16 protein-coding genes are annotated in these 19,793 nt (G+C 31.9%); 3 read left to right on the forward strand and 13 right to left on the reverse strand.

Annotation, left to right across the window (positions count from 1 at the left end; all coding sequences use genetic code 11):
* Position 1: 1 nt before the first annotated feature.
* The 13 genes from EYR00_RS13465 to EYR00_RS13525 all read right to left on the reverse strand — a co-directional run bounded on the left by EYR00_RS13465 (position 2) and on the right by EYR00_RS13525 (position 16,800).
* Entirely contained in the window at positions 2-4,063 is a 4,062-nt protein-coding gene (locus EYR00_RS13465; RefSeq protein WP_040434245.1) for a chitobiase/beta-hexosaminidase C-terminal domain-containing protein, read from the reverse strand.
* A gap of 190 nt (positions 4,064-4,253) precedes the next feature.
* Positions 4,254-5,945 carry a family 20 glycosylhydrolase gene (locus tag EYR00_RS13470; protein ID WP_003536961.1) on the reverse strand — a complete coding sequence of 564 codons (1,692 nt, stop codon included), beginning with the start codon at positions 5,943-5,945 and terminating at the stop codon, positions 4,254-4,256.
* Between the two features lie 254 nt (positions 5,946-6,199).
* Complete coding sequence (locus EYR00_RS13475; protein ID WP_003536960.1) at positions 6,200-6,469, reverse strand: RNA-binding S4 domain-containing protein; 270 nt, start codon at positions 6,467-6,469, stop codon at positions 6,200-6,202.
* 1 nt (position 6,470) lies between these two features.
* Positions 6,471-8,111 carry a putative manganese-dependent inorganic diphosphatase gene (locus EYR00_RS13480; protein WP_003536959.1) on the reverse strand — a complete coding sequence of 547 codons (1,641 nt, stop codon included), beginning with the start codon at positions 8,109-8,111 and terminating at the stop codon, positions 6,471-6,473.
* A 9-nt stretch (positions 8,112-8,120) separates the two neighbouring features.
* On the reverse strand, positions 8,121-8,786 hold the full coding sequence (locus EYR00_RS13485; RefSeq protein WP_003536958.1) for a helix-turn-helix transcriptional regulator: 666 nt from the start codon (positions 8,784-8,786) through the stop codon (positions 8,121-8,123).
* A 165-nt stretch (positions 8,787-8,951) separates the two neighbouring features.
* The gene (locus EYR00_RS13490; protein ID WP_003536957.1) at positions 8,952-10,106 is read right to left on the reverse strand and encodes a helix-turn-helix domain-containing protein; all 1,155 of its coding nucleotides are present in this window, start codon (positions 10,104-10,106) and stop codon (positions 8,952-8,954) included.
* A gap of 110 nt (positions 10,107-10,216) precedes the next feature.
* Positions 10,217-11,092, reverse strand: a complete 876-nt coding sequence (locus EYR00_RS13495) for a helix-turn-helix transcriptional regulator (RefSeq protein WP_003536956.1) — start codon at positions 11,090-11,092, stop codon at positions 10,217-10,219.
* Between the two features lie 105 nt (positions 11,093-11,197).
* Positions 11,198-11,740 carry a GNAT family N-acetyltransferase gene (locus EYR00_RS13500; RefSeq protein WP_003536955.1) on the reverse strand — a complete coding sequence of 181 codons (543 nt, stop codon included), beginning with the start codon at positions 11,738-11,740 and terminating at the stop codon, positions 11,198-11,200.
* A gap of 4 nt (positions 11,741-11,744) precedes the next feature.
* Positions 11,745-12,329: an NAD(P)H-dependent oxidoreductase gene (locus tag EYR00_RS13505; protein WP_009300681.1), complete on the reverse strand. Its 585-nt coding sequence runs from the start codon at positions 12,327-12,329 to the stop codon at positions 11,745-11,747.
* 18 nt (positions 12,330-12,347) lie between these two features.
* The gene (locus tag EYR00_RS13510) at positions 12,348-13,679 is read right to left on the reverse strand and encodes an exonuclease domain-containing protein (RefSeq protein WP_003536953.1); all 1,332 of its coding nucleotides are present in this window, start codon (positions 13,677-13,679) and stop codon (positions 12,348-12,350) included.
* An 81-nt stretch (positions 13,680-13,760) separates the two neighbouring features.
* Positions 13,761-15,149 carry an NADPH-dependent glutamate synthase gene (gene gltA / locus EYR00_RS13515; protein ID WP_003536952.1) on the reverse strand — a complete coding sequence of 463 codons (1,389 nt, stop codon included), beginning with the start codon at positions 15,147-15,149 and terminating at the stop codon, positions 13,761-13,763.
* Positions 15,149-15,997 carry a sulfide/dihydroorotate dehydrogenase-like FAD/NAD-binding protein gene (locus tag EYR00_RS13520; RefSeq protein ID WP_003536950.1) on the reverse strand — a complete coding sequence of 283 codons (849 nt, stop codon included), beginning with the start codon at positions 15,995-15,997 and terminating at the stop codon, positions 15,149-15,151. Before EYR00_RS13520 ends, gltA begins: the two co-directional genes overlap by 1 nt.
* Positions 15,998-16,224: 227 nt before the next feature.
* Positions 16,225-16,800, reverse strand: coding sequence for an accessory gene regulator B family protein (locus EYR00_RS13525; RefSeq protein WP_003536947.1), 576 nt, complete (start codon positions 16,798-16,800; stop codon positions 16,225-16,227).
* 173 nt (positions 16,801-16,973) lie between these two features.
* On the opposite strand from EYR00_RS13525, the gene EYR00_RS13530 reads away from it, so the two are divergent.
* The 3 genes from EYR00_RS13530 (at position 16,974) to tgt (ending at position 19,792) form a co-directional block, all read left to right on the forward strand.
* Entirely contained in the window at positions 16,974-17,678 is a 705-nt protein-coding gene (locus tag EYR00_RS13530; RefSeq protein ID WP_003536945.1) for a LytR/AlgR family response regulator transcription factor, read from the forward strand.
* A gap of 92 nt (positions 17,679-17,770) precedes the next feature.
* Complete coding sequence (locus EYR00_RS13535) at positions 17,771-18,562, forward strand: Cof-type HAD-IIB family hydrolase (protein WP_008793091.1); 792 nt, start codon at positions 17,771-17,773, stop codon at positions 18,560-18,562.
* Positions 18,563-18,655: 93 nt separating this feature from the next.
* On the forward strand, positions 18,656-19,792 hold the full coding sequence (gene tgt, locus EYR00_RS13540; RefSeq protein WP_008793092.1) for a tRNA guanosine(34) transglycosylase Tgt: 1,137 nt from the start codon (positions 18,656-18,658) through the stop codon (positions 19,790-19,792).
* Position 19,793 lies beyond the last annotated feature (1 nt).

Here is a 19,793-nt window from a genome sequence, read left to right on the forward strand (position 1 = left end):
ATTAAATTTCTTTTCTTCTTTTCAATAAGATAACACCTGCTATCATTGATAATCCTAAAATCATTAAATCACCAATAATATTTTCATTATCCCCTGTTTTGACCGGCTTATTTACTGAAACTTCTGATTTTGATGAATCTGGTTTTTCAACCACATCAGGATCAATAACTGTTTCTTCTTTAACCGTAATTGTAAAAGCTGCTTCACTTATATTACCTGCTTTATCACTAGCTTCTACTGTTACTGTATATACCCCTGCTTTACTACAATCAAAATCAGTTGTAATATCTGCTTTCGCAATATCAATCACACCATCTTGATCATCCTTAATAAATAAGTCGAGGATTTCACTTACTGTTGCTTTTACACCAACCATAACAGCCGCATCATTACCTTCTATTACCGGAGCAATCAAATCACTACTTACTATTTTAAAATGTTTACTTAATACATCAGCAATACTAGTATTTCTCGTAAAGTCAAAATTTGACCATTTTGCTTTAACTGTTTCAAAATCATCAGTATTAATATTCACATTGGTACTGTCATTTTTAGGCATTGTGTACATTCCCCAGCTGCTATTTGCTCCAGCAACCTTATATGTCCAACTTGTATATGACCAGCCTTGTTCATCAAAAACACTTAAACCATATTCCCAACTATCCATATTTGTAAAGAAAGTGAACTCACCAACAAAAACCGGTACATTATAATTAGTATCTTCATTTACATATTTTATTTTACTATTAATAAAAGCTTTTTGATATTCTAAATTATTAATATCATCCCATCCATAGAAATGATATTGATAAACAACATTTTCCCAGCCATATAATGTTGGAGCTGGTAGGTGCGTTGGTTCCCAAATTGCTTGAATTTGAATGATATGATCTTGATCAATTGCTCTTACTGCCTTATAAATACGATCATACACTTCAAACTGTTCAGTACCTAATGCTCCACCTGGTTCATTTAATAAATCATAACCAGCAACCCACTCATTTCCATTGTAACGAGCTGCAATTGCTTCCCACAATTTAATTGTTTTTTGAATATTTTCTTCTTTTCCAAAAAAATCACCTTGATCAGGATAAGTAATATCACCGGAATGATCTTTACCATTTTGTGAGCCAAATGCACCATGCATATCAATCAATGTATAGATTCCATGTTTAGCTGCTTCTTCTATAAACCAATCTAAACGATCAAATGCAGTCTCTTTAAGCGTTCCGTCTAAATTAGCCATCTCAAAATAAGTGATTGGTAATCTAAGACAATTTACTCCTTCTTCTTTTAAAGTTATAAAATCAGCTTCTGTAAACCAATTATCTTGATAAGTATTAATTAACTCCCAAGCTTTTGCTTCACCAAAACGTTTTGTAAATGTTTCCAGCATTGTTTTTTGATCTGGTGCGCTAGTTGGACATTGCCATTCTTCCATAACGAGCCAGCCACCAACATTAGTTCCTTTTAATTGAATTTTTTCTCCAGCACCATAATTATTACGAATTACTTTTCCATCTGTTTTTAAGAAATTTGAAGCTTCTTGATTAACTTTAATTTCATTTACAGTTATCTCACTAATACCATTTTTTGTTACTGTAATTGCTTTGACCACAGTATCTTGTTTAACATAAAACGGTTCCTTAAACTCCATACTGTCCCTAGAAGGTATTGAGCCATCCACTGTATAATAAATCTTACTATCCTGAGTATCGCTGCTCATTGACACTAACTGCCTTTGACCATAAGTACCACTACCTGGCGTAATCACTGGGGCCTTAGCTTCAGTAATCGGATTAATTATATATGTGTGATTTGTAACCACACCAATATCATTACTATTTTTATATGTTGCTCCAACAGTAAAAGTTGTATTTTCACTAACCCGTAGCGGTTGAGTATAATGATTTGATGCCACTGTTGGAACGCTGCCATCTGTTGTATAATAAATTTCTACTTGATCATTATTTGGAACTCTAAATTCCACCACTACTGAACTATCATAAGTTCCCGCTGGTTTGTCAGCTTGAACAGCTACTGGCGCAATAATATAATCTAATGTTGTTACTGCACTTGTTTTACCATCTCGTTCAGCAATTGCTTTAACTGTCATTGATTTACTAATTGTAAGAGGCTGATCATAGCGTGATGAAGTCAGACTTGGAACACTGCCATCTGTTGTATAATAAATATTCGCATCAATATCACTAATTAATTCAACCGTCTTACTACTAGTAAATTTAGTTTCCGGAATGCTCGCTGTAACTTCGGATGGCACTGTTGGGTATTGATATTTAAATGTCATTACATTTCCAGCACTATCACCTTGATAAGTTACCGCCTTAAGCACGGTAGTTTCACCTATAGAAATTGGCGTTGTATATTTAGAACTTGTTTTTGAAGGAGTCGACCCATCAATCGTATAATAAATAGCAAGATTATCTTCATTACTTAATGTTACTTTAATTGGTTTTGTATACTTTCCTGCTACTTTATCAGCTTTAACATCACTAGGGATATTTGTATCTTTTATATATGCTAATTCCACTACTTCACTATATTTTCCATTATCAAAACTAACTGTTTTGAGTGTTGTTGTTTTAGATAATTCTATTTCACCGCTATATTTAGTACTATCAACATTTGGGGTACTACCATCCATTGTATAATACATTGGTGCATTGTTATCATTTTTTAAAGTTACTGCTAACCTATCTTTAAAAATATAACCATCGCTTATATTGGCTTCCGGTTTAGTCGGTACTAAACTTGGCAATCCCGAATATAAATAATTATCAAAATAAATATCATCTAGATAATATGTTCCTGCGTTCCATTCACCAATTCTAATTCCCGCTATTTTAGTTTTATCGATCTTATTAAAATCAGATACTTTGATACAATATTGGACCCATTTATCCTTTGTTGTACTTGGACTTCGCCATCCAAAATCTGACTCCTTTCCATCAGTATCAATCAATGATACTTGAAGGGTGTTACTTCCTTGGGTATCTTTGATATAGAAAATTAAATATTTTAAATCTGCCGCATTAACAGCATGATTAAAATCAATTTTTATACTTCCTTTACTAGTACTAGCGGCTTCACTCTTAGTTTTTACATATTTTAGACTTTGTTCACCACTATGTTTTTCATTTGTAACAATTGTCCCCGATGCCCCATTAGCTGCACTAAAATTATTTTGGTCTTCAAATGTTTGAACAACTACAGGTGTATAAATCCGATTATCTTGATGATCAATAATATAATCAAATTCATAAACTTCACTAATATTTTGATTATCGACTACAATTGCCTTTAAAGTCATAGACTCATCGATTGTAAGACTATTGCTATATTTAGTACTGCTAATAGTTGGCTGACTTCCATCAACTGTATAATAGATTGATTGTCCTTCTCCAGCCGTAAGGGTAACTTCAAAACTATCATTATATGTACCTGTGTTTTTACTTGCACTTAATTTTAAATCTTTAGCCAAGACATCTGTAAATTGAACATCATCAATTAAATAACTACCTTTATTCCATTCACCGATAACAACACCAGTAATCTTACTTAAATCAATATTTTTAAATTGATCTAAAGATACAGATAATTGACTCCATTTACCCGCCGTTACATTCCCTGTCCAGTTGCCACTAGTAGCATTACCACTGGCATCAATTAAATGGACTTTAGCACTATTCGTTCCATTGTCTTTGATCCAAAAAGTTAAATACTTGTAGTTTGAAACATCGACTGATGTCTCTTTTGTTATTACCAAACTACGTTCACTAATACTAGGATCACCACTATTGGCAAGCTCTAGTTTAGCTACTAATTTTCCCGTTCCTGTTGCAAATCCCTCAATAAAACTAACCGCCGCATTGTTTGATCCGTCAACATTTGAATCATTACCTTCAAAATCCGCAAATACCAATGGTTCTTTATAATTGGACTCATTTAAGGCAAAAATTCCTGTCGGTACGAAACTTAACAGCATTGCTATAATAATTGCAATCGAACCAGCTTTTTTAATTTCTCTAATTACTCTCTTCATAGTTCCCTCCATTTAATAGAATGATTATAATTCATTGGTATAAATAAAGTTTATACTATATCATTATAAATGTAAAGGCTTTCTTTGTGCACTGCTAATATTTAACTGCAATATAAAAGAAGCCTAACTTTAATAAAATTAGACTTCTTATTATGAATCAATGACTATAACTATTTATTTTTATCGTCTATTAATATGTTTTACGTTTTTTTAAAACTAATGTGCTAGCTAAAATACTCATTGCCGCAAAACTTAACCAAACCATTGTATTTGTTGTATCACCTGTTTTTGGTGAATCTACTTTTTCTGAATTTGGTTTATCTGGTGTTACTGCCTCTTTCTTTTCTAATGCCGCAAGAGCCTCATTAATAGCAGCTGCCATCGCATCAACATCTTTTTGTTTCGTGATATCTAAGCCCCGTTTAACAGCTTTAACAGCAGCATCAACTTTTGAAAAATCTGTATACTCATCTTTATTTAAAGCCTCAGCTTTTGCAATTGCTTCGTCAACTTTTGAATAATCTGCATCTTTTAATGTTAGATCGATAATTGCCTGTTCAATAGCGGCTGCATACCCATCAACAATACTTTGTTCTGTAACTCGGATGCTACGATCAATATTATCAATTGCTGTATTAAGCTTTTCTACTGACTCAGTTGTATAAATGCTTAGATCTTCAGGAATCTTAGCAATTGCTTCATCAACTTTTGTAAAATCTGCAGGACGAATCAAATAATCTGTATGTTTTTGTGAATAAAGATCCATTAACTTTATAATTCTATCCATATCATGCTCTTTGCTAGGAGTATCGCACCATACACATTGCATACTTCCAATAATTGGTAATTCATTTGAAGCACCTGTTACATCAGTAAATTTTTTATTGTTAATATTGTTTACAGTACTATTGTAGTTATATCCTCCGGCATCAATATTTCCTAATACCCAATACCATGCATCATTAGTATTTAAGATCTTATGACCTTTATTTACAAGATATTCAGCTTTAGCGACATTGAATCCCCACCAGCCAGCAGTCCAGTATGAAATGATAATATCTTGATCAAATGTTCCAGAACTATCTTTTTTATTATAGTAGATACCATCATTAAAACACATTGGCTTCATTCCTGCATCTTTAATGATTTTTGCTAAATCGTTAGCATAAACAACAAATTCATCATATAAACCAATTTTTTGTAATTCTCCCCATCCTGGATTACTGAACACATCATTGGCATATTCATCAGCACCAAAATTGAAGATTTCAGATACATTTGCATTTGCAAAATAGGTAACATATTTTTTTACTAACTCTTTAGTGAATGCAATAGCTTCATCACTTTCGATATTAACTGTACGTTCTGATTCTTTTCCATTATAACTATAACGTACATTTTTCATCCCTAATTCTTCCATTGCAACTAAAATAGAATCCATATGACCAGGACTATTAATAACTGGAATAATGTGTAATCCTCTTTCTTTAGCATAAGCAACAATCCGATTCATTTCAGTCTCATTTAAAGCATTACCGTTTGGATCTTTATAATAATGATCATTTCCTGCTGTAATTGCTTTTTTCACCGCTTCACTTGCATATGTCTTACCATCAACAGTAATTGACATATCATCTAGGAAAAAACGTAATGCATCATTCCCTAACAAAATTTGAACATCTGTGTAACCATTTAAATAAGCTTTATCAATAATTTGTAAAAGCTGTTCTTCTGAAAAGTATTTTCTCCCGGCATCAATAGAAAACACCCGCTTCATTCCTTCTTCAGCTGCATAAATCTTTGCCATACCAACATTTGCAATCGTCCCAAAAAGCATTGTCAGCACCAGCATAGCTGAAAATAATTTTTTTAATCCTTTCATCTTATCCTCCTCTTCCGTATAGAACAGCGATAATATAATTAATCCTATTAAATAAAATATAAAAGACCAAATTGAAATTTATACGAAAACAACTGCATATAGCTACACGTTATTCGTATTTCTCCAATTTGGTCTTGCCTAATCTAATAGTAACAATCCTATCGCCATATATTATGATAACTTTTCTAATGAGTAAAAGTCAACCAATATAATAAAAATATATCATTTTATAAAAAAGAAACCAATACTGGTTTCTAATTTAAATCTCGCTCAATTCGTTCTTCATTAATTATTTCATATAACATCGTACTATCTTCTTTTAAGACATGTTCGCGAAGTTCTTTAACCTTAACAGTCAGACGACTACGTCCAAATTCAATTTCGATTTCATCACCAACTTTAAGTTTTGTGCTTGGTTTAGCGACTTTACCATTAACTTTTACCCGTGAACTTTCACTAATTTCCTTTGATAAAGTACGACGCTTAATAATTCTCGATACTTTCAAAAATTTATCTAATCTCATCTTATTTACTCATTACTGCTGTGATTGCTGGAACAACTTGTTTTTTTCGAGAAATTACCCCTTTTAATGTCGCTTGATGATCATTTAATTTAATATTAAATGCTTCTTCAACCAAATATGGTTTAGGCCCAGCAACAAAGATTTCACTATTAGCATTAATAATATCTGTTAATAATAATAAAGTAAAATCTAAACGGTTGTCTTCTGCAAATTTGTCCATATAATCAAGCATATCTGCTTTATATGGCATAAATCCTTCAATATCCATTGAATTAACTTGTCCAACACCAACAGTTCCTTGTTCAAATGGGAATTTTTTGAAATCTTGATTAAAGATTTCTTCAACTGTTTTACCAACTAATGAAGTTCCTGCTTTAAACATCTCCATAGCAAATTCTTCAATATCAACCCCAGCGATCTTAGCTAATTTACGAGCAGCCTTAGTGTCTACAGGTGTACATGTTGGTGATTTGAATAATAATGTATCTGAAATAATTGCTCCTAATAAAGCCCCAGCAATAGATTGAGGAATTTCTACATCATTTTCATCAAAAATCTTTGTTACGATCGTTGCCGTTGATCCTAATGGTTCACCCCTAAATAATAATGGTCCGATCGTTTGAATATCGGCAACACGATGATGGTCAACAATTTCTAAAATATCAGCTTCTTCAATTCCAGGAATTGATTGACCACGCTCATTATGATCAACTAAAATAACTTTCTTTCTTAATCCTTTTAATAAAGCAAAACGAGAAATACTTCCAACGCAACGATTATTTAGATCAAGAACTGGATAACTACGATATCTTGTTTCACTCATGACCTCTTTTACATGATCTAATGTATCATCTGTTGAGAATAATTTTAAATCTCCCTTTTGCATGATATATTCTACCGGAATTGCCTGAATAATTTGTTGTGAAGTTAAATATGTATTAAAAGAAGTTGAAATAACACTGATTCCCTTTTCTTTTAATTTATTTAGTACTTCAGCTTCAACACCCAAAGACCCAGTTAAAATAATCAATGAAACCTCAGCATCAATCATTGAATTAACAGCATCATCACGATCACCACCAATAATTACAATATCTCCTGGTCTAACACGTTTACTAGCTTCTTCACCACGCATTGCTGCAATATGAAGATCACCTTCGATTGTTTTTAAATTATGGTTTAAATAAATTACTGATGCCTCTAATGTATCAATTACATTTTCAATTGGTGTATGCGCATCTTTTAATAAACTACTATCCCATTTTTCCATATATCCTTCAACAATATTAGAAGTTGATAATAATCCTAATAATTGTCCATGATCATCTAAGATTGGTGCTGATTTTAAGTTCTGTTGTTTCATTAAAGACCATGCAGTCTTTAATGTTAATTCTTTTGAAAATACAGTTACTTTATCATAGTTTAAATCTTCTACTTTTTGCTTAACAGTTTTTAATAAAGTTGGTATTTCTAAATTAAATCTTTTTAAAACATACTCAGTCTCCCGACTTACCTCACCCAATCTTACTGGTACGGCATTATAACGGTCAATTGCTTTTAATAAATAAGCATATCCAATTGCCGAACAGATTGAATCGGTATCAGGGTTTTTATGACCACTTACATATACTAATTCTTTCATTTTACTCTCCTATTTTTCCATCTTTTTTAAATAGCGATATACTGTAGGTTCAGAAACTGCCAATTTTTCAGCTACTAAAACAATAGCTCCTTTTACTTTAAAAGTACCTTTTTCTTGTAAGTATTTAACAACCTTGATCTTTTCATCAACATTCAAACGTTCTGCTAAGAAATAACTCGGGAAACCCATTTTCTCTAAACATTCTTTAATATAAAGATCAATCATTTCATCTAACGGTGAAGATAAAATTTCAACTGGATTATCCATCTTAAACTCAATATCTTTTTCATCTTTAATACCTAAGATTTTTTTAATCGTCGATGTTAAATATTCTAAATCAGAAATATTTACATTGATACAAAGCATACCTACTGGCATTTCCTTACCAGGCTCTTTAATAAAATAAGTTGCTGAACGCATTAATTTTCCATCTGGTCCAGTTGTCTTGTAATTCATTACATAATCATTATCTAAATACTGTTTTTCTTCTAAATAATGTAATGATAAATTTGATAATTTAGCCCCAACTTCTCTTCCTGAGTTATGGTTATTAGCAATTGCAACGATTTCTTGCTCTTTTGAAGTTAAATCATGTAACGCAATTTCAACGTTATCGCCTAAAGCCTTCCCTAAAAATTCTATCATTGCTGCATATGGTTCCAAATATTTATACATAGTTATCACTCCTTCATGGCAATTATACACGAATTCTAAACAAAATAACAGTATTTTTTATCATGATAATAATTGTTTTAGAAATTTCTAACTTTATTATCACTATAATATCTAAATGTTATTTAGTTTTATCATGATAAAAAGCACTAATATAATACTAGTGCTTTATTCTTCATACAGACTAACTGAATCATCTATAATTGCTACAATAAAATTCTTTTCAATTTGAGAAGTGATCCCCGTTTTATCGACCAAATTAATTACTATTTTTAGTTTATCACCATTCTTAAAGTCATTAGCAGGAATTGAAAAAAGAATATTTCTTTGCTTATCTGTTGTAACTTTAACAGTATGCTTCTGATCATTTAAATAATAAAACCCATCGAATTTTACTAATTTATTATCTTTTTTATATTTTGACAATATACCACTCTCATTCAAATTTACAGTATCATCTGGGTTTAACGTAATGTTTAACGAATCCTGCTGATAGATTATTTCATAAACTTCACCATAATTAAGTTTCAATTCAGGCAATATATAATCTGCAACATTTTTTAATAACTGTGCTTGTTTACTATCTGTTCCAATTGTCACGGCAGCATTTAAAATATTATCAATAGGTAAATCTTCACTTGTCTTAAAATGTCCATCACTTAATGTTAATAGATATGACCGATCATCATAATGCTCATAATCTAAAACAACTACCACACTACTAGTATCCTCATAATTCTTAACAACTAGATCAATTTTGACTTTCATTGTCTGTGTTTTAAAATCAATATCCTCAATTTGAAGCTCAAAAGAGCTTAGTAAAGAACCTTGGGCTTGTAATTGTTCTTGAAGCTGATCAAAAAGAGAATTTTCTAATGATGATAATTGGTTATTGATTATATTGATCTGATTACTTAAACCTGCATTATTATTTCCAATCGTGCTTTTAATTCCTTTAATATCATTTAAAACACTCCACATAACAAGAGCAAGAATTATAAATATTCCCGTCCCAATTACCAAACCCATTTTTAAATATTTCTTGTTTCTTATAATCTCATTATTTTGAGTTAACACCACTTGATTTAAAATACTTTCCAACTTAGCATACTCATCATTTGAATCTTCTTCTAAACCAAGTAATTCATTAAGCGTGATTTCTAGAGCTTTTGCTACATCCATAATCTTATCAATATTGGGGACATTTATATCAGATTCCCATTTTGATAGGGCTTGTCTGGAAATATTTAATCTTGATGCCAGCTGCTCTTGTGATAATCCTTTTTGTTTTCGATACGACTGAATCCGTTTTCCTAAGCTCATAATTATCCCCTCCTACCCTTTAATCTTAACATGACCCTCTTAATATAACTACATACAATAATTTACATTTTGCTATTTATCCGCGCAAAACAAAAAAGATTAGCATTTTTCTAATCTTCTTCATGTGCTTCAAAAAGGAGCCAAACAATGCCACAAATAATTCCCCCGATAGGATAAACAATCCATGAAATATGCCAGGCGTTTGTAGTAAATGAGCAGCCAAGATAAATTGCTGTAACAATCATCATAATGATACCACAATATATTGAGACTTTTTTATTCCTTTTTTCTTGCTTAATAACTTTTAAATCAACTTGGTCATACTTACTTTTTAGTGTTCCAAAATATACAAAAATTCCAACTGCAATAGTAACAAACACCATAAATAAACCATTAGCTAGATTTTCATTATATAAATTCTCTATTAAAATCTGTAAAACAACTGCAAATAAAATCACTCCTACCCCAGTTGCGATACTCAATGAATATGTTTGATTAAATTCACTTCTTTGACTATCCGTATAATAATCTGTTATTTCAGAATGACTATTTTTAAAATGACTATCTTTCATTCCAAAATAAACAAATGTAATTACCCCAATTAAAACAAAAAACAAGAAAATAATTTCGCCAATAAACTCAGATTTTGTATTTTCCGAAAAATAAATTTCAGCAAATAGATATGCGCATACCCCCAGCAAGATTGAAACAACTCCAAATGTATAGGCCTTTGCTATTAGACTATAATGTTTATCATACGCTTGTTTGGCTGTTGGATTATGTTGAGTCAAATCATTTTTCAATAAATCATCAATAGTACATTCAAACAGGTCACTTAAAATAATTAACGATTCCATCTCTGGATAACCATTATCACTTTCCCATTTCGAAACAGCTTGCCTAGAAACATTTAAACGCTCTGCCAATTGTTCTTGTGAATACCCCTTTTGTTTTCTTAAAGCTCTTAAGTTATCACTTAAACTCATCTTTATCACCTCACCCAAATCATAATTATGCAGTTACTTTTTTACTACCAACTTGCCATTGCACTTTAATTATTTTTGTCAACTTTGCGTTGCAATAACGTGATATCAACGTCTTTGCCACATTTCTTGAGTTATCGCGTAATGCACCACATCATGATAAAGGCCTTTTATTTTTAGCTCTTGAATTCCTATTCCTTCTTGCTTCATTCCACATTTTGCCATCACTTTCCCAGAGGCCGGATTTAATCTATAATGAATTGCTTCAACCCGGTTTACTCTTATGTCTTCAAAACAGTGTTTTAAAATTCGTGATAATACCTCACTCATATATCCTTGATTCCAGTAATCGGGATCCAATAAGTACCCAAAACTAGCTTTATCATTAGCTTCATCTAAACGAATATCAATCGCTCCAATACATAAATCATTTTCTTTCAAAGCAATTGCATAAATTCCTGCACGACTTAAATAATATTCTTCAATGCTTATTCTAGCTTCCTCACGAGTAGTCACCCCAATCCATTCAAGATATTTTAGAGTTCGCGGATCTCTTCCATATTTATAAACTGCTTCTTTATCACTTAATTTAAACTTTCTTAATCGTAATCTTGTGGTTTCTAAATTTTCTTTGACCCGTTCTTTATACATTCTTCTAAAATTCCTTTCCTAATAAGTAGGCACGTTTTAAGTTTTTCGAATAATTTACTTCACGTACCGGATAATCTCGGGACATACGGTCAAACACGATCATTTCCTTCGTTTTGGCACGTTCACCAATTCGATCTCCTAACATCACAACTTTCATTGCTGCAACCTGCTGCTGACGAATTTCTTCACTTAGGTCGCCACCCATCGTGACAAGCATCAGTACTTTATCTAACTGTTTCATTTTAGTCTCAGTCCCATAAGCAAAACCATAAGTCCAAACGCGTTGAAACCACCCGACCAGTTTTCCCGGTGCCTCGGTCCAAAAAACAGGATAAATAAACACAACCGCATCATTTGCATTAATTAGTCTTTGATGTGCTTGAACATCCTCAGGCACTTTTAAGGCTTGATCATAAAAGGCTTCTCTTAAGTATTCTTCTTCACTAAATGTTTCATCAAAATTAATTTGATACAAATCAATAAGTTGACAAGTATGCCCTCCGTCTTCCAATCCTCTAATAAACTCATCTTTCATCCTAGCTGTAAAACTTTTATTGCTGGGATGACAATAAATCACCAATACTTTCATCATCTACCTCACATCAATTTATTTAGAAAGTTTCAAAACTTCCATTAATCTGGCTTCACTAATTAATTCAATCTTATGACCTTCACTTTTCATTGTCAAAGCCTTATTTGTTTTAGCACCATACTTCCCATATTTATATCCAGCTGACCCTTTGCTTCCTAAAACCAGGTAATCAACTTTTTTTGTCACACTTTTACTTATAATTCCTTGTTTTAGAACAATAAGTTTTTCTAATTGACTTCGTTCCCCAAAACAAAAATTACCGGTTAAACAAATAACTTTATTCTTGACATCAAATAAATCACCTTGATCAAGCTCTGGTTTAAAGAAATTTTTGATATAATATAACAACTCATCTGTAACTATTGTACTTATTTGTTTATCAATGATAATCTTCTCTAATTTATTTAAAATTCGGTTGAAGGGATAAGTACCTTTAAATTGTTCATTTTCTTTCATCCACTTATTTAACTCCATAATTTCATCATCATTAATAACTTCATCACAACTGATCCCTTCCAAAATAGCCATAAACTCATATAATGAACGTATATTTTTAGCTTTAATACTTTTCATATATTGGAGTTCATTAAGAATATGTAAATATTGATAATGTGTTATATATTCATTTTTCAAAACAGCTTTTAATTCCTTGACAATATTAGCATACTCATAAGGAAGCTGATTCTTAGTTAACCAGTTATTTAAAAAACTAATTTCTTTTTTATTTAAATAGTTATCAAATCCAATTCCGGTTAAAAGACCAATCAGTACCTCTAAATATTTTTTATTATCTTTATTTCCTTTGGTTGGTTCAAAGCATTTAACATACTGATCTAAAGTTTCCAAATTTGGTTCTTTTAATAAATAATAAAATATTTCCATACATGCTTTACTATCCGCTAAAGCATTATGATGATTATCCAAGGTTACATGATAATAACTACTTAAATCATTTAATTTATAACTATTGGATGGAATCTTTAAAGCGCGACTGATTCGATAAGTACATGTATAAAAAATAGGGAAGATAGGCAGATCATAACGTTGCAGACAAGCACTGATAACACTTAAATCAAAAACAGCATTATGGGCAACCACTAAACTATTTGTAAAATATGGTTCTATTTCAGACCACACTTCTTTGAAATTTGGTTGGTCAGCAACCATTTCTGGGGTTATTCCCGTTAATTCTATATTGAAACGGTCAAAATGTGCCTCGGGATCAACAAGAAAATATTTAGTTGTTACAACACCATCACCATCAACATTGATAACACCAATTGAACTAATACTATTATTTTGATAATTAGGTGTTTCTACATCCACAAATGTTATACTTTGTTCCATATTTTGCTCCTCCTATTTACCATTATAACAAGAAAACCATTTTATTTTAAAAAAATTCCTAGGGATTACCTAGGAATTCAATTATTTATTGGCAAGATATTCATCCATTGCTTTAGCAGCTGTTTTACCAGCTCCCATTGCTAGAATTACTGTAGCTGCTCCAGTAACAACGTCACCACCAGCATATACGCCCTCTTTACTTGTTTTCATAGAATCTTCATCAACGATGATTCCACCCCATTTTTGAGTTTCTAATCCTGGTGTGGTTTGACGAATCAACGGATTAGGACTCTGTCCGATTGAAACAATTACAGTTCCGGTTTCAATCACAAAATTCGATCCTTCTTTAACAACTGGTCTTCTTCTTCCTGATTCATCAGGTTCTCCAAGTTCCATTTCAACACATTCCATTGATTTGACCCATCCATCTTCACCATGAATTTCAACTGGGTTAGTTAATAATTTAAAAATAATGCCTTCTTCTTTAGCATGATGTACTTCTTCAGCACGAGCTGGAATTTCTTTATCACTACGGCGATAAACAATATAAACATTTTTTGCACCTAAACGTTTTGCTGTACGAGCACAGTCCATTGAAACGTTACCAGCCCCAATTACACATACAGTATCAGTAATTTTAACTGGTGTTGGATGATTAGGGAATTCATAACCTTTCATTAAGTTGACCCGTGTTAAAAATTCATTTGCTGCATATACACCATTTAAGTTTTCACCAGGAATATTTTGAAAACGTGGTAAGCCTGCCCCACTACCAATGAAAATACCTTGATATCCTTGTTCCTGAAGTTCATCAATTGTAATTGAACGCCCAACTACAACATTAGTTTCAAATTTAACACCTAAAGCAGCAACACTATCTACTTCTTTTTGGACTAAAGCTTTTGGTAAACGGAATTCAGGGATACCATAAGATAATACTCCACCTGTTTTATGAAGTGCTTCAAAAACAGTTACTTCATAACCTTTTTTGGCAAGTTCTCCAGCACAAGTAATTCCGGCTGGTCCAGAACCAATGATTGCAACTTTAATCCCGTTACTCTTAATATCTAATTCAGGGGCTTTTCCATTAGCCATATGATAATCTGCAACAAATCTTTCAAGTCGCCCAATACCAACTGCTTCACCTTTAATCCCACGGACACATTTACCTTCACATTGATTTTCTTGCGGACAAACACGACCACAAATAGCTGGTAAAGCATTTTCGCTAGTGATGATCTTGTATGCTTCTTCCATATTTCCAGCAGCTACTTCTTGAATAAATTCAGGAATTGGTACGCCAACTGGACACCCTTGTTTACATGGCTGATGTTTACAATTTAAACACCGTGTAGCTTCTTCCATTGCCATTTCTTTAGTGTATCCTAAAGCTACTTCTTCAAAATTCTTATTTCTTACATCTGGTTCTTGTTCTGGCATTACTACCTTTGTTAATGACATGTTTGGCATTATTTGACACCTCCCATTAAATTACACATACGATTAGCATTTTCACTAACAGTATGTTCTTCTTCCTTAAACATTCTTTGTCGCAGCATTAATTCATCAAAATCAACTTGAAGTCCATCAAAATCAGGACCATCAACACAAGCAAATTTAATTTTTCCATCAACACTGACACGACAGCATCCACACATCCCTGTTCCATCGATCATAATTGGATTTAAAGATACTGAAGTTTTTATATTTTTAGGTTTAGTAACATTTACAACTGCTTTCATCATTGGCACTGGTCCAATCGCAATTACTTCATCAAAGCTTTCACCTTTTTCAATTAAATCACTTAATACATTAGTAACAAAACCTTTAGTTCCTAATGAACCATCATCAGTTGCAATGTAAACATTTTTACAGAACTTTTTAAATTCATCAGCTAATAGTACATATTGAGCTTCACGTCCCCCAATGATTACATCAACATCAACACCACGGTTTGCTAATTCACGAAGTTGCGGGAATAATGGTGCACTACCAACCCCACCAGCTACACCGATTACATGTTTAGCCTCATGTAATACTGTTGGAACTCCTAATGGCCCAACAAAATCTGTCAATTCATCACCTTCATTTAATTTAGCTAATTCTTTAGTTGAATAACCAACAATCTGATAAATGATTGTAATTGTTTCTTTTTCACGGTCAAAATCAGCGATTGTTAATGGGATTCTTTCACCATCTTCACCAACGCGTAAAATAATAAATTGGCCTGGTTCGCACTTTTTAGCAACATATGGTGCATGAACTTCCATCAGTTCAACGACATCATTTAGTACTTCTTTTTTGACAATCTTGTACATACTATTTCCCCCTACATTATTTTATACTTTCATATTGTATCTTGCTTGAATAAAAAAAACAATGATAATTCGTAGTTTTTTGTAAGATTGTATACATATTTTGATCATCTCTCTTTTCACTACTAATAAACTATACGATTATCTTTAACTTTAATACCAACAACAAAAAAAGCGTTAGTAATAACTAACCCTTATAAATATTTAAATAAATTAATTTGGAGAGGCAATCAACTGCGACGATTGACTACCTTTCCTCCTAGCATTAGGATAGCAAGTAAAGAAAACGAATATGTTAGAATTGAATAAACTGGAATATTTAAAAATCTTAAAACAATACAGGAAATACCTACAATTATGGATAGCAAGGTACTATAGAGGTGATACTTTCTTTGTTCCAATTCAGTTAATTGTTGATCGTTCGATTGTACTGGTGAAAGACTAATAATAATTATTAATGATATTGCGATGGCTATGCAAACCATAACAATCGATACTTTTAAATATTCCCTTAATACCATATAAAGAGTAAAAATTGCAATATACAGACTCATGCATTCAAAATGTGTTGTGCAATAATAGCCTCCCGTAAATCTTCTTAAAATAAAGAATACCGCCTCATATATTATTACCTCTAGTATACAATTAAAGATGATCCCCACAACCAACAATAATAAGATACTAGCTAATGCAGAAATCCACGTCTCTATCCCATATTTATATATTGCCCGATCTCTTACAATGATATTTTTTGTTTCTAACACTTGCGTTATCTTCTCTGCTAAGAATTCAAACAAAATCTTCACCCCTCGCTATTAAAATTATCATAATTTAAATGCCCTGTCCGCACTTTTACAAATTCGGGCTATATTTTGACAAATTCGGTCAAAATATAATTTTTTAGGCCAATTTAAAGTATCCTCAGCAACTATTTTATTGATTGTGTATAATAAGTAAGAGCATTTAAAAGGAGATAATTATGTATAATATTGCACTAGTTGATGATGATCAAAGAATTTTACAAATTGTTCAATATAAAGTAAAAAGTATTTTTAACAGTGTCGGTATTGACCCTACTATTACTTGTTTTAATAATCCTCAAAAACTTCATATGGATACATATTATGATGTGCTGTTCTTAGATATTGATATGCCATCATTAAATGGGATTGAATTAGCTCAAAACTATCTCCAGAACCATGATGATACTACTATTATTTTCATTACTAATAAATATGATCTTGTTTTTAATGCTTTTAGTGTTCATCCCTTTGATTTCGTTAAAAAAGAAAATCTTGAAACAGGATTGATCCAGCCAATCAAACATTTAATTTCTAAATTAAATCGTGATAATCGTGTTATATCATTACAAGATAAAAATGGTTTAACAACTATTAAATGTAAGAAAATTCTTTATTGTGAAAGTTATGGTCATATTTGTTATATTCACACAACTGATAGAGTTATTAAGACAAATAAATATAAACTATCTAATATCGAAAGCATTATTAACTGTGAAGATTTTTATATGATCAACCAGTCTTACTTAGTTCACTGGAAATATGTTATCAATATTGAGAATAAAAGTACAACTCTTGAAGATGGTACCGTGTTGCCTATTAGTAAACGTAGATTCAAAGATTCTCTTGCTTCATATAAGAAATATACTTTTAGAAATATTTAATTAGCGGCTTAATTAAATATTTTTTCTATTTTAGATAATCAATTGTTGATAAAAGTAAGTTATTGTATAATGCAATTATCATGGAGGTAATTATGGCAACAAATAAAATTATGTTTTTTGATATAGATGGCACAATCTTATCAGAAACAACACACACTATCCCTAAAAGTACAGTTGAAGGACTACAAAAAGCAAAAGAACAAGGACATTTGATTTTTATTAATACAGGCAGACCTTTTTCATCAATTGATGAGTGTATCAAGGAATTAGATCCTGATGGTTATGTTTGTGGTTGTGGAACATATATTCGTTATCATGATGAAGTGTTATTTTCAAAAACATTGAGTCAAGAAAGATGTTTTGAAGTTCGAGATTTGATTAGAAAAACTAATGTCGAAGGTGTTCTTGAAGGAAAAAATACCGTTTATTTTGATCAAAATATTCGTCACCCCTTTTTAAAAGGAGTCAAAGAGCGCTATGAAGCTACACCAACTTTTAACTTATCAACTTTTGATGACCCTAACCTGTCATTCGATAAACTAGCTGTCTGGTTTGATGAACATGGAGATATTGAAACTTTTAAGTCTGAGATTACAAAAGATTTTGAATATATTACTAGAGCAGAAGACTTTGGAGAAATTGTTCCTTTAGGATGCTCTAAAGCTACAGGAATTCAATTTTTACTAGATTACTTTGGTCTTGATAAAGATGATGCTTATGTTTTTGGTGATAGTTTTAACGATGAAGCAATGCTTAGATATGTTAAACATGCGATTGTGATGGGAAATGGTGAACCAGAATTATTTAAACTTGCTTATTATGTAACTAAAGATATTGAAGAAGATGGTATTTACCATGCTTTACAACATTTAAATCTTATTTAGCCCTATAATTTTATAGGGTTTTATTATTGCAAACTAAAATTGTAAATAGAGCAAGATTGCGGTATAATAATGCTTGCTTTAAGGAGGATGATTATGGCAGCAATAACTTATGAATTAAAACACGTTTGTAAACAATCGGGTGCTCGCTATGGAATTTTACATACCCCTCACGGTGATGTCGAAACTCCAATGTTTATGCCCGTTGGTACGCTAGCTACCGTAAAAGGAATTTCCCCAGAAATGTTAAAAGAAATGCACTCACAAGTGGTGTTGGCTAATACTTATCACCTATGGTTACGTCCCGGTGAAGATGTTGTCGAAAAAGCTGGGGGACTACATAAATTTATGAATTATAACGGACCAATGCTAACTGATAGTGGTGGTTTCCAAGTTTTTTCTCTAGGTAAAACACGAAAAATCGAAGAAGAAGGCGTAAAATTTAAAAGTATTATTGATGGAAGTTCATTGTTTTTATCACCAGAAAAAGCAATTGAAATTCAAAATAAACTAGGTGCTGATATGATTATGTCATTTGATGAATGTGCCCCATATCCATGTACCTACGAATATATGAAAAATAGCATGGAACGAACTTTACGATGGGCAAAACGTGGAAAAGAAGCACACAAAAACACGGAAAAACAGGCTTTATTTGGAATTGTTCAAGGTGGTGAATTCCCTGATTTGAGAGAACAGTGTGCTAAAGAATTAGTCGCGATGGATTTCCCCGGTTATTCGATCGGAGGGACTAGTGTTGGAGAACCTAAAGATGTAATGTATAAAATGGTTGATGATACTATCAAATGGTTGCCTGAAGATAAACCCCGTTATTTAATGGGAGTTGGCAATCCAATTGATCTAATCGAATGTGCCATTCGTGGAATCGATATGTATGATTGTGTGTTACCTACTCGCGTAGCTCGCCACGGTGCAATAATGACAAGCAGGGGACGTTTAAATATTAATAATGAGAAATTTAAATATGATTTTACACCTCTAGACCCTGAATGCGACTGTTATGCTTGTAAAAACTATACTAGAGCATACATTCGTCATTTACATAAATGTGATGAAATCTTTGGTAAAACATTACTATCGATTCATAATGTTAACTTTTTACTGAAGTTAGCAAGTGATATTCGTGAAGCAATTAAAGAAGATCGCTTACTTGACTTTAAAGAAGAATTTTTAGATAAGTACGGTCATGACGTATATAAGAGGGCTTTTTAAG

The sequence above is a fragment of the Thomasclavelia ramosa DSM 1402 genome (assembly GCF_014131695.1).
Classification (GTDB): domain Bacteria; phylum Bacillota_I; class Bacilli_A; order Erysipelotrichales; family Coprobacillaceae; genus Thomasclavelia; species Thomasclavelia ramosa.

Bases quoted from the DNA above. Each gene is read 5' to 3' on its own strand.
- EYR00_RS13530 (WP_003536945.1), top strand. From the start codon at position 16,974: ATGTATAATATTGCACTAGTTGATGATGATCAAAGAATTTTACAAATT.
- EYR00_RS13480 (WP_003536959.1), bottom strand. From the start codon at position 8,111: ATGAAAGAATTAGTATATGTAAGTGGTCATAAAAACCCTGATACCGAT.
- EYR00_RS13490 (WP_003536957.1), bottom strand. From the start codon at position 10,106: ATGAGCTTAGGAAAACGGATTCAGTCGTATCGAAAACAAAAAGGATTA.
- EYR00_RS13520 (WP_003536950.1), bottom strand. From the start codon at position 15,997: ATGTACAAGATTGTCAAAAAAGAAGTACTAAATGATGTCGTTGAACTG.
- EYR00_RS13505 (WP_009300681.1), bottom strand. From the start codon at position 12,329: ATGAAAGTATTGGTGATTTATTGTCATCCCAGCAATAAAAGTTTTACA.
- EYR00_RS13535 (WP_008793091.1), top strand. From the start codon at position 17,771: ATGGCAACAAATAAAATTATGTTTTTTGATATAGATGGCACAATCTTA.
- EYR00_RS13475 (WP_003536960.1), bottom strand. From the start codon at position 6,469: ATGAGATTAGATAAATTTTTGAAAGTATCGAGAATTATTAAGCGTCGT.
- EYR00_RS13470 (WP_003536961.1), bottom strand. From the start codon at position 5,945: ATGAAAGGATTAAAAAAATTATTTTCAGCTATGCTGGTGCTGACAATG.
- tgt (WP_008793092.1), top strand. From the start codon at position 18,656: ATGGCAGCAATAACTTATGAATTAAAACACGTTTGTAAACAATCGGGT.
- EYR00_RS13485 (WP_003536958.1), bottom strand. From the start codon at position 8,786: ATGTATAAATATTTGGAACCATATGCAGCAATGATAGAATTTTTAGGG.
- EYR00_RS13500 (WP_003536955.1), bottom strand. From the start codon at position 11,740: ATGTATAAAGAACGGGTCAAAGAAAATTTAGAAACCACAAGATTACGA.
- EYR00_RS13465 (WP_040434245.1), bottom strand. From the start codon at position 4,063: ATGAAGAGAGTAATTAGAGAAATTAAAAAAGCTGGTTCGATTGCAATT.
- EYR00_RS13495 (WP_003536956.1), bottom strand. From the start codon at position 11,092: ATGAGTTTAAGTGATAACTTAAGAGCTTTAAGAAAACAAAAGGGGTAT.
- gltA (WP_003536952.1), bottom strand. From the start codon at position 15,149: ATGCCAAACATGTCATTAACAAAGGTAGTAATGCCAGAACAAGAACCA.
- EYR00_RS13510 (WP_003536953.1), bottom strand. From the start codon at position 13,679: ATGGAACAAAGTATAACATTTGTGGATGTAGAAACACCTAATTATCAA.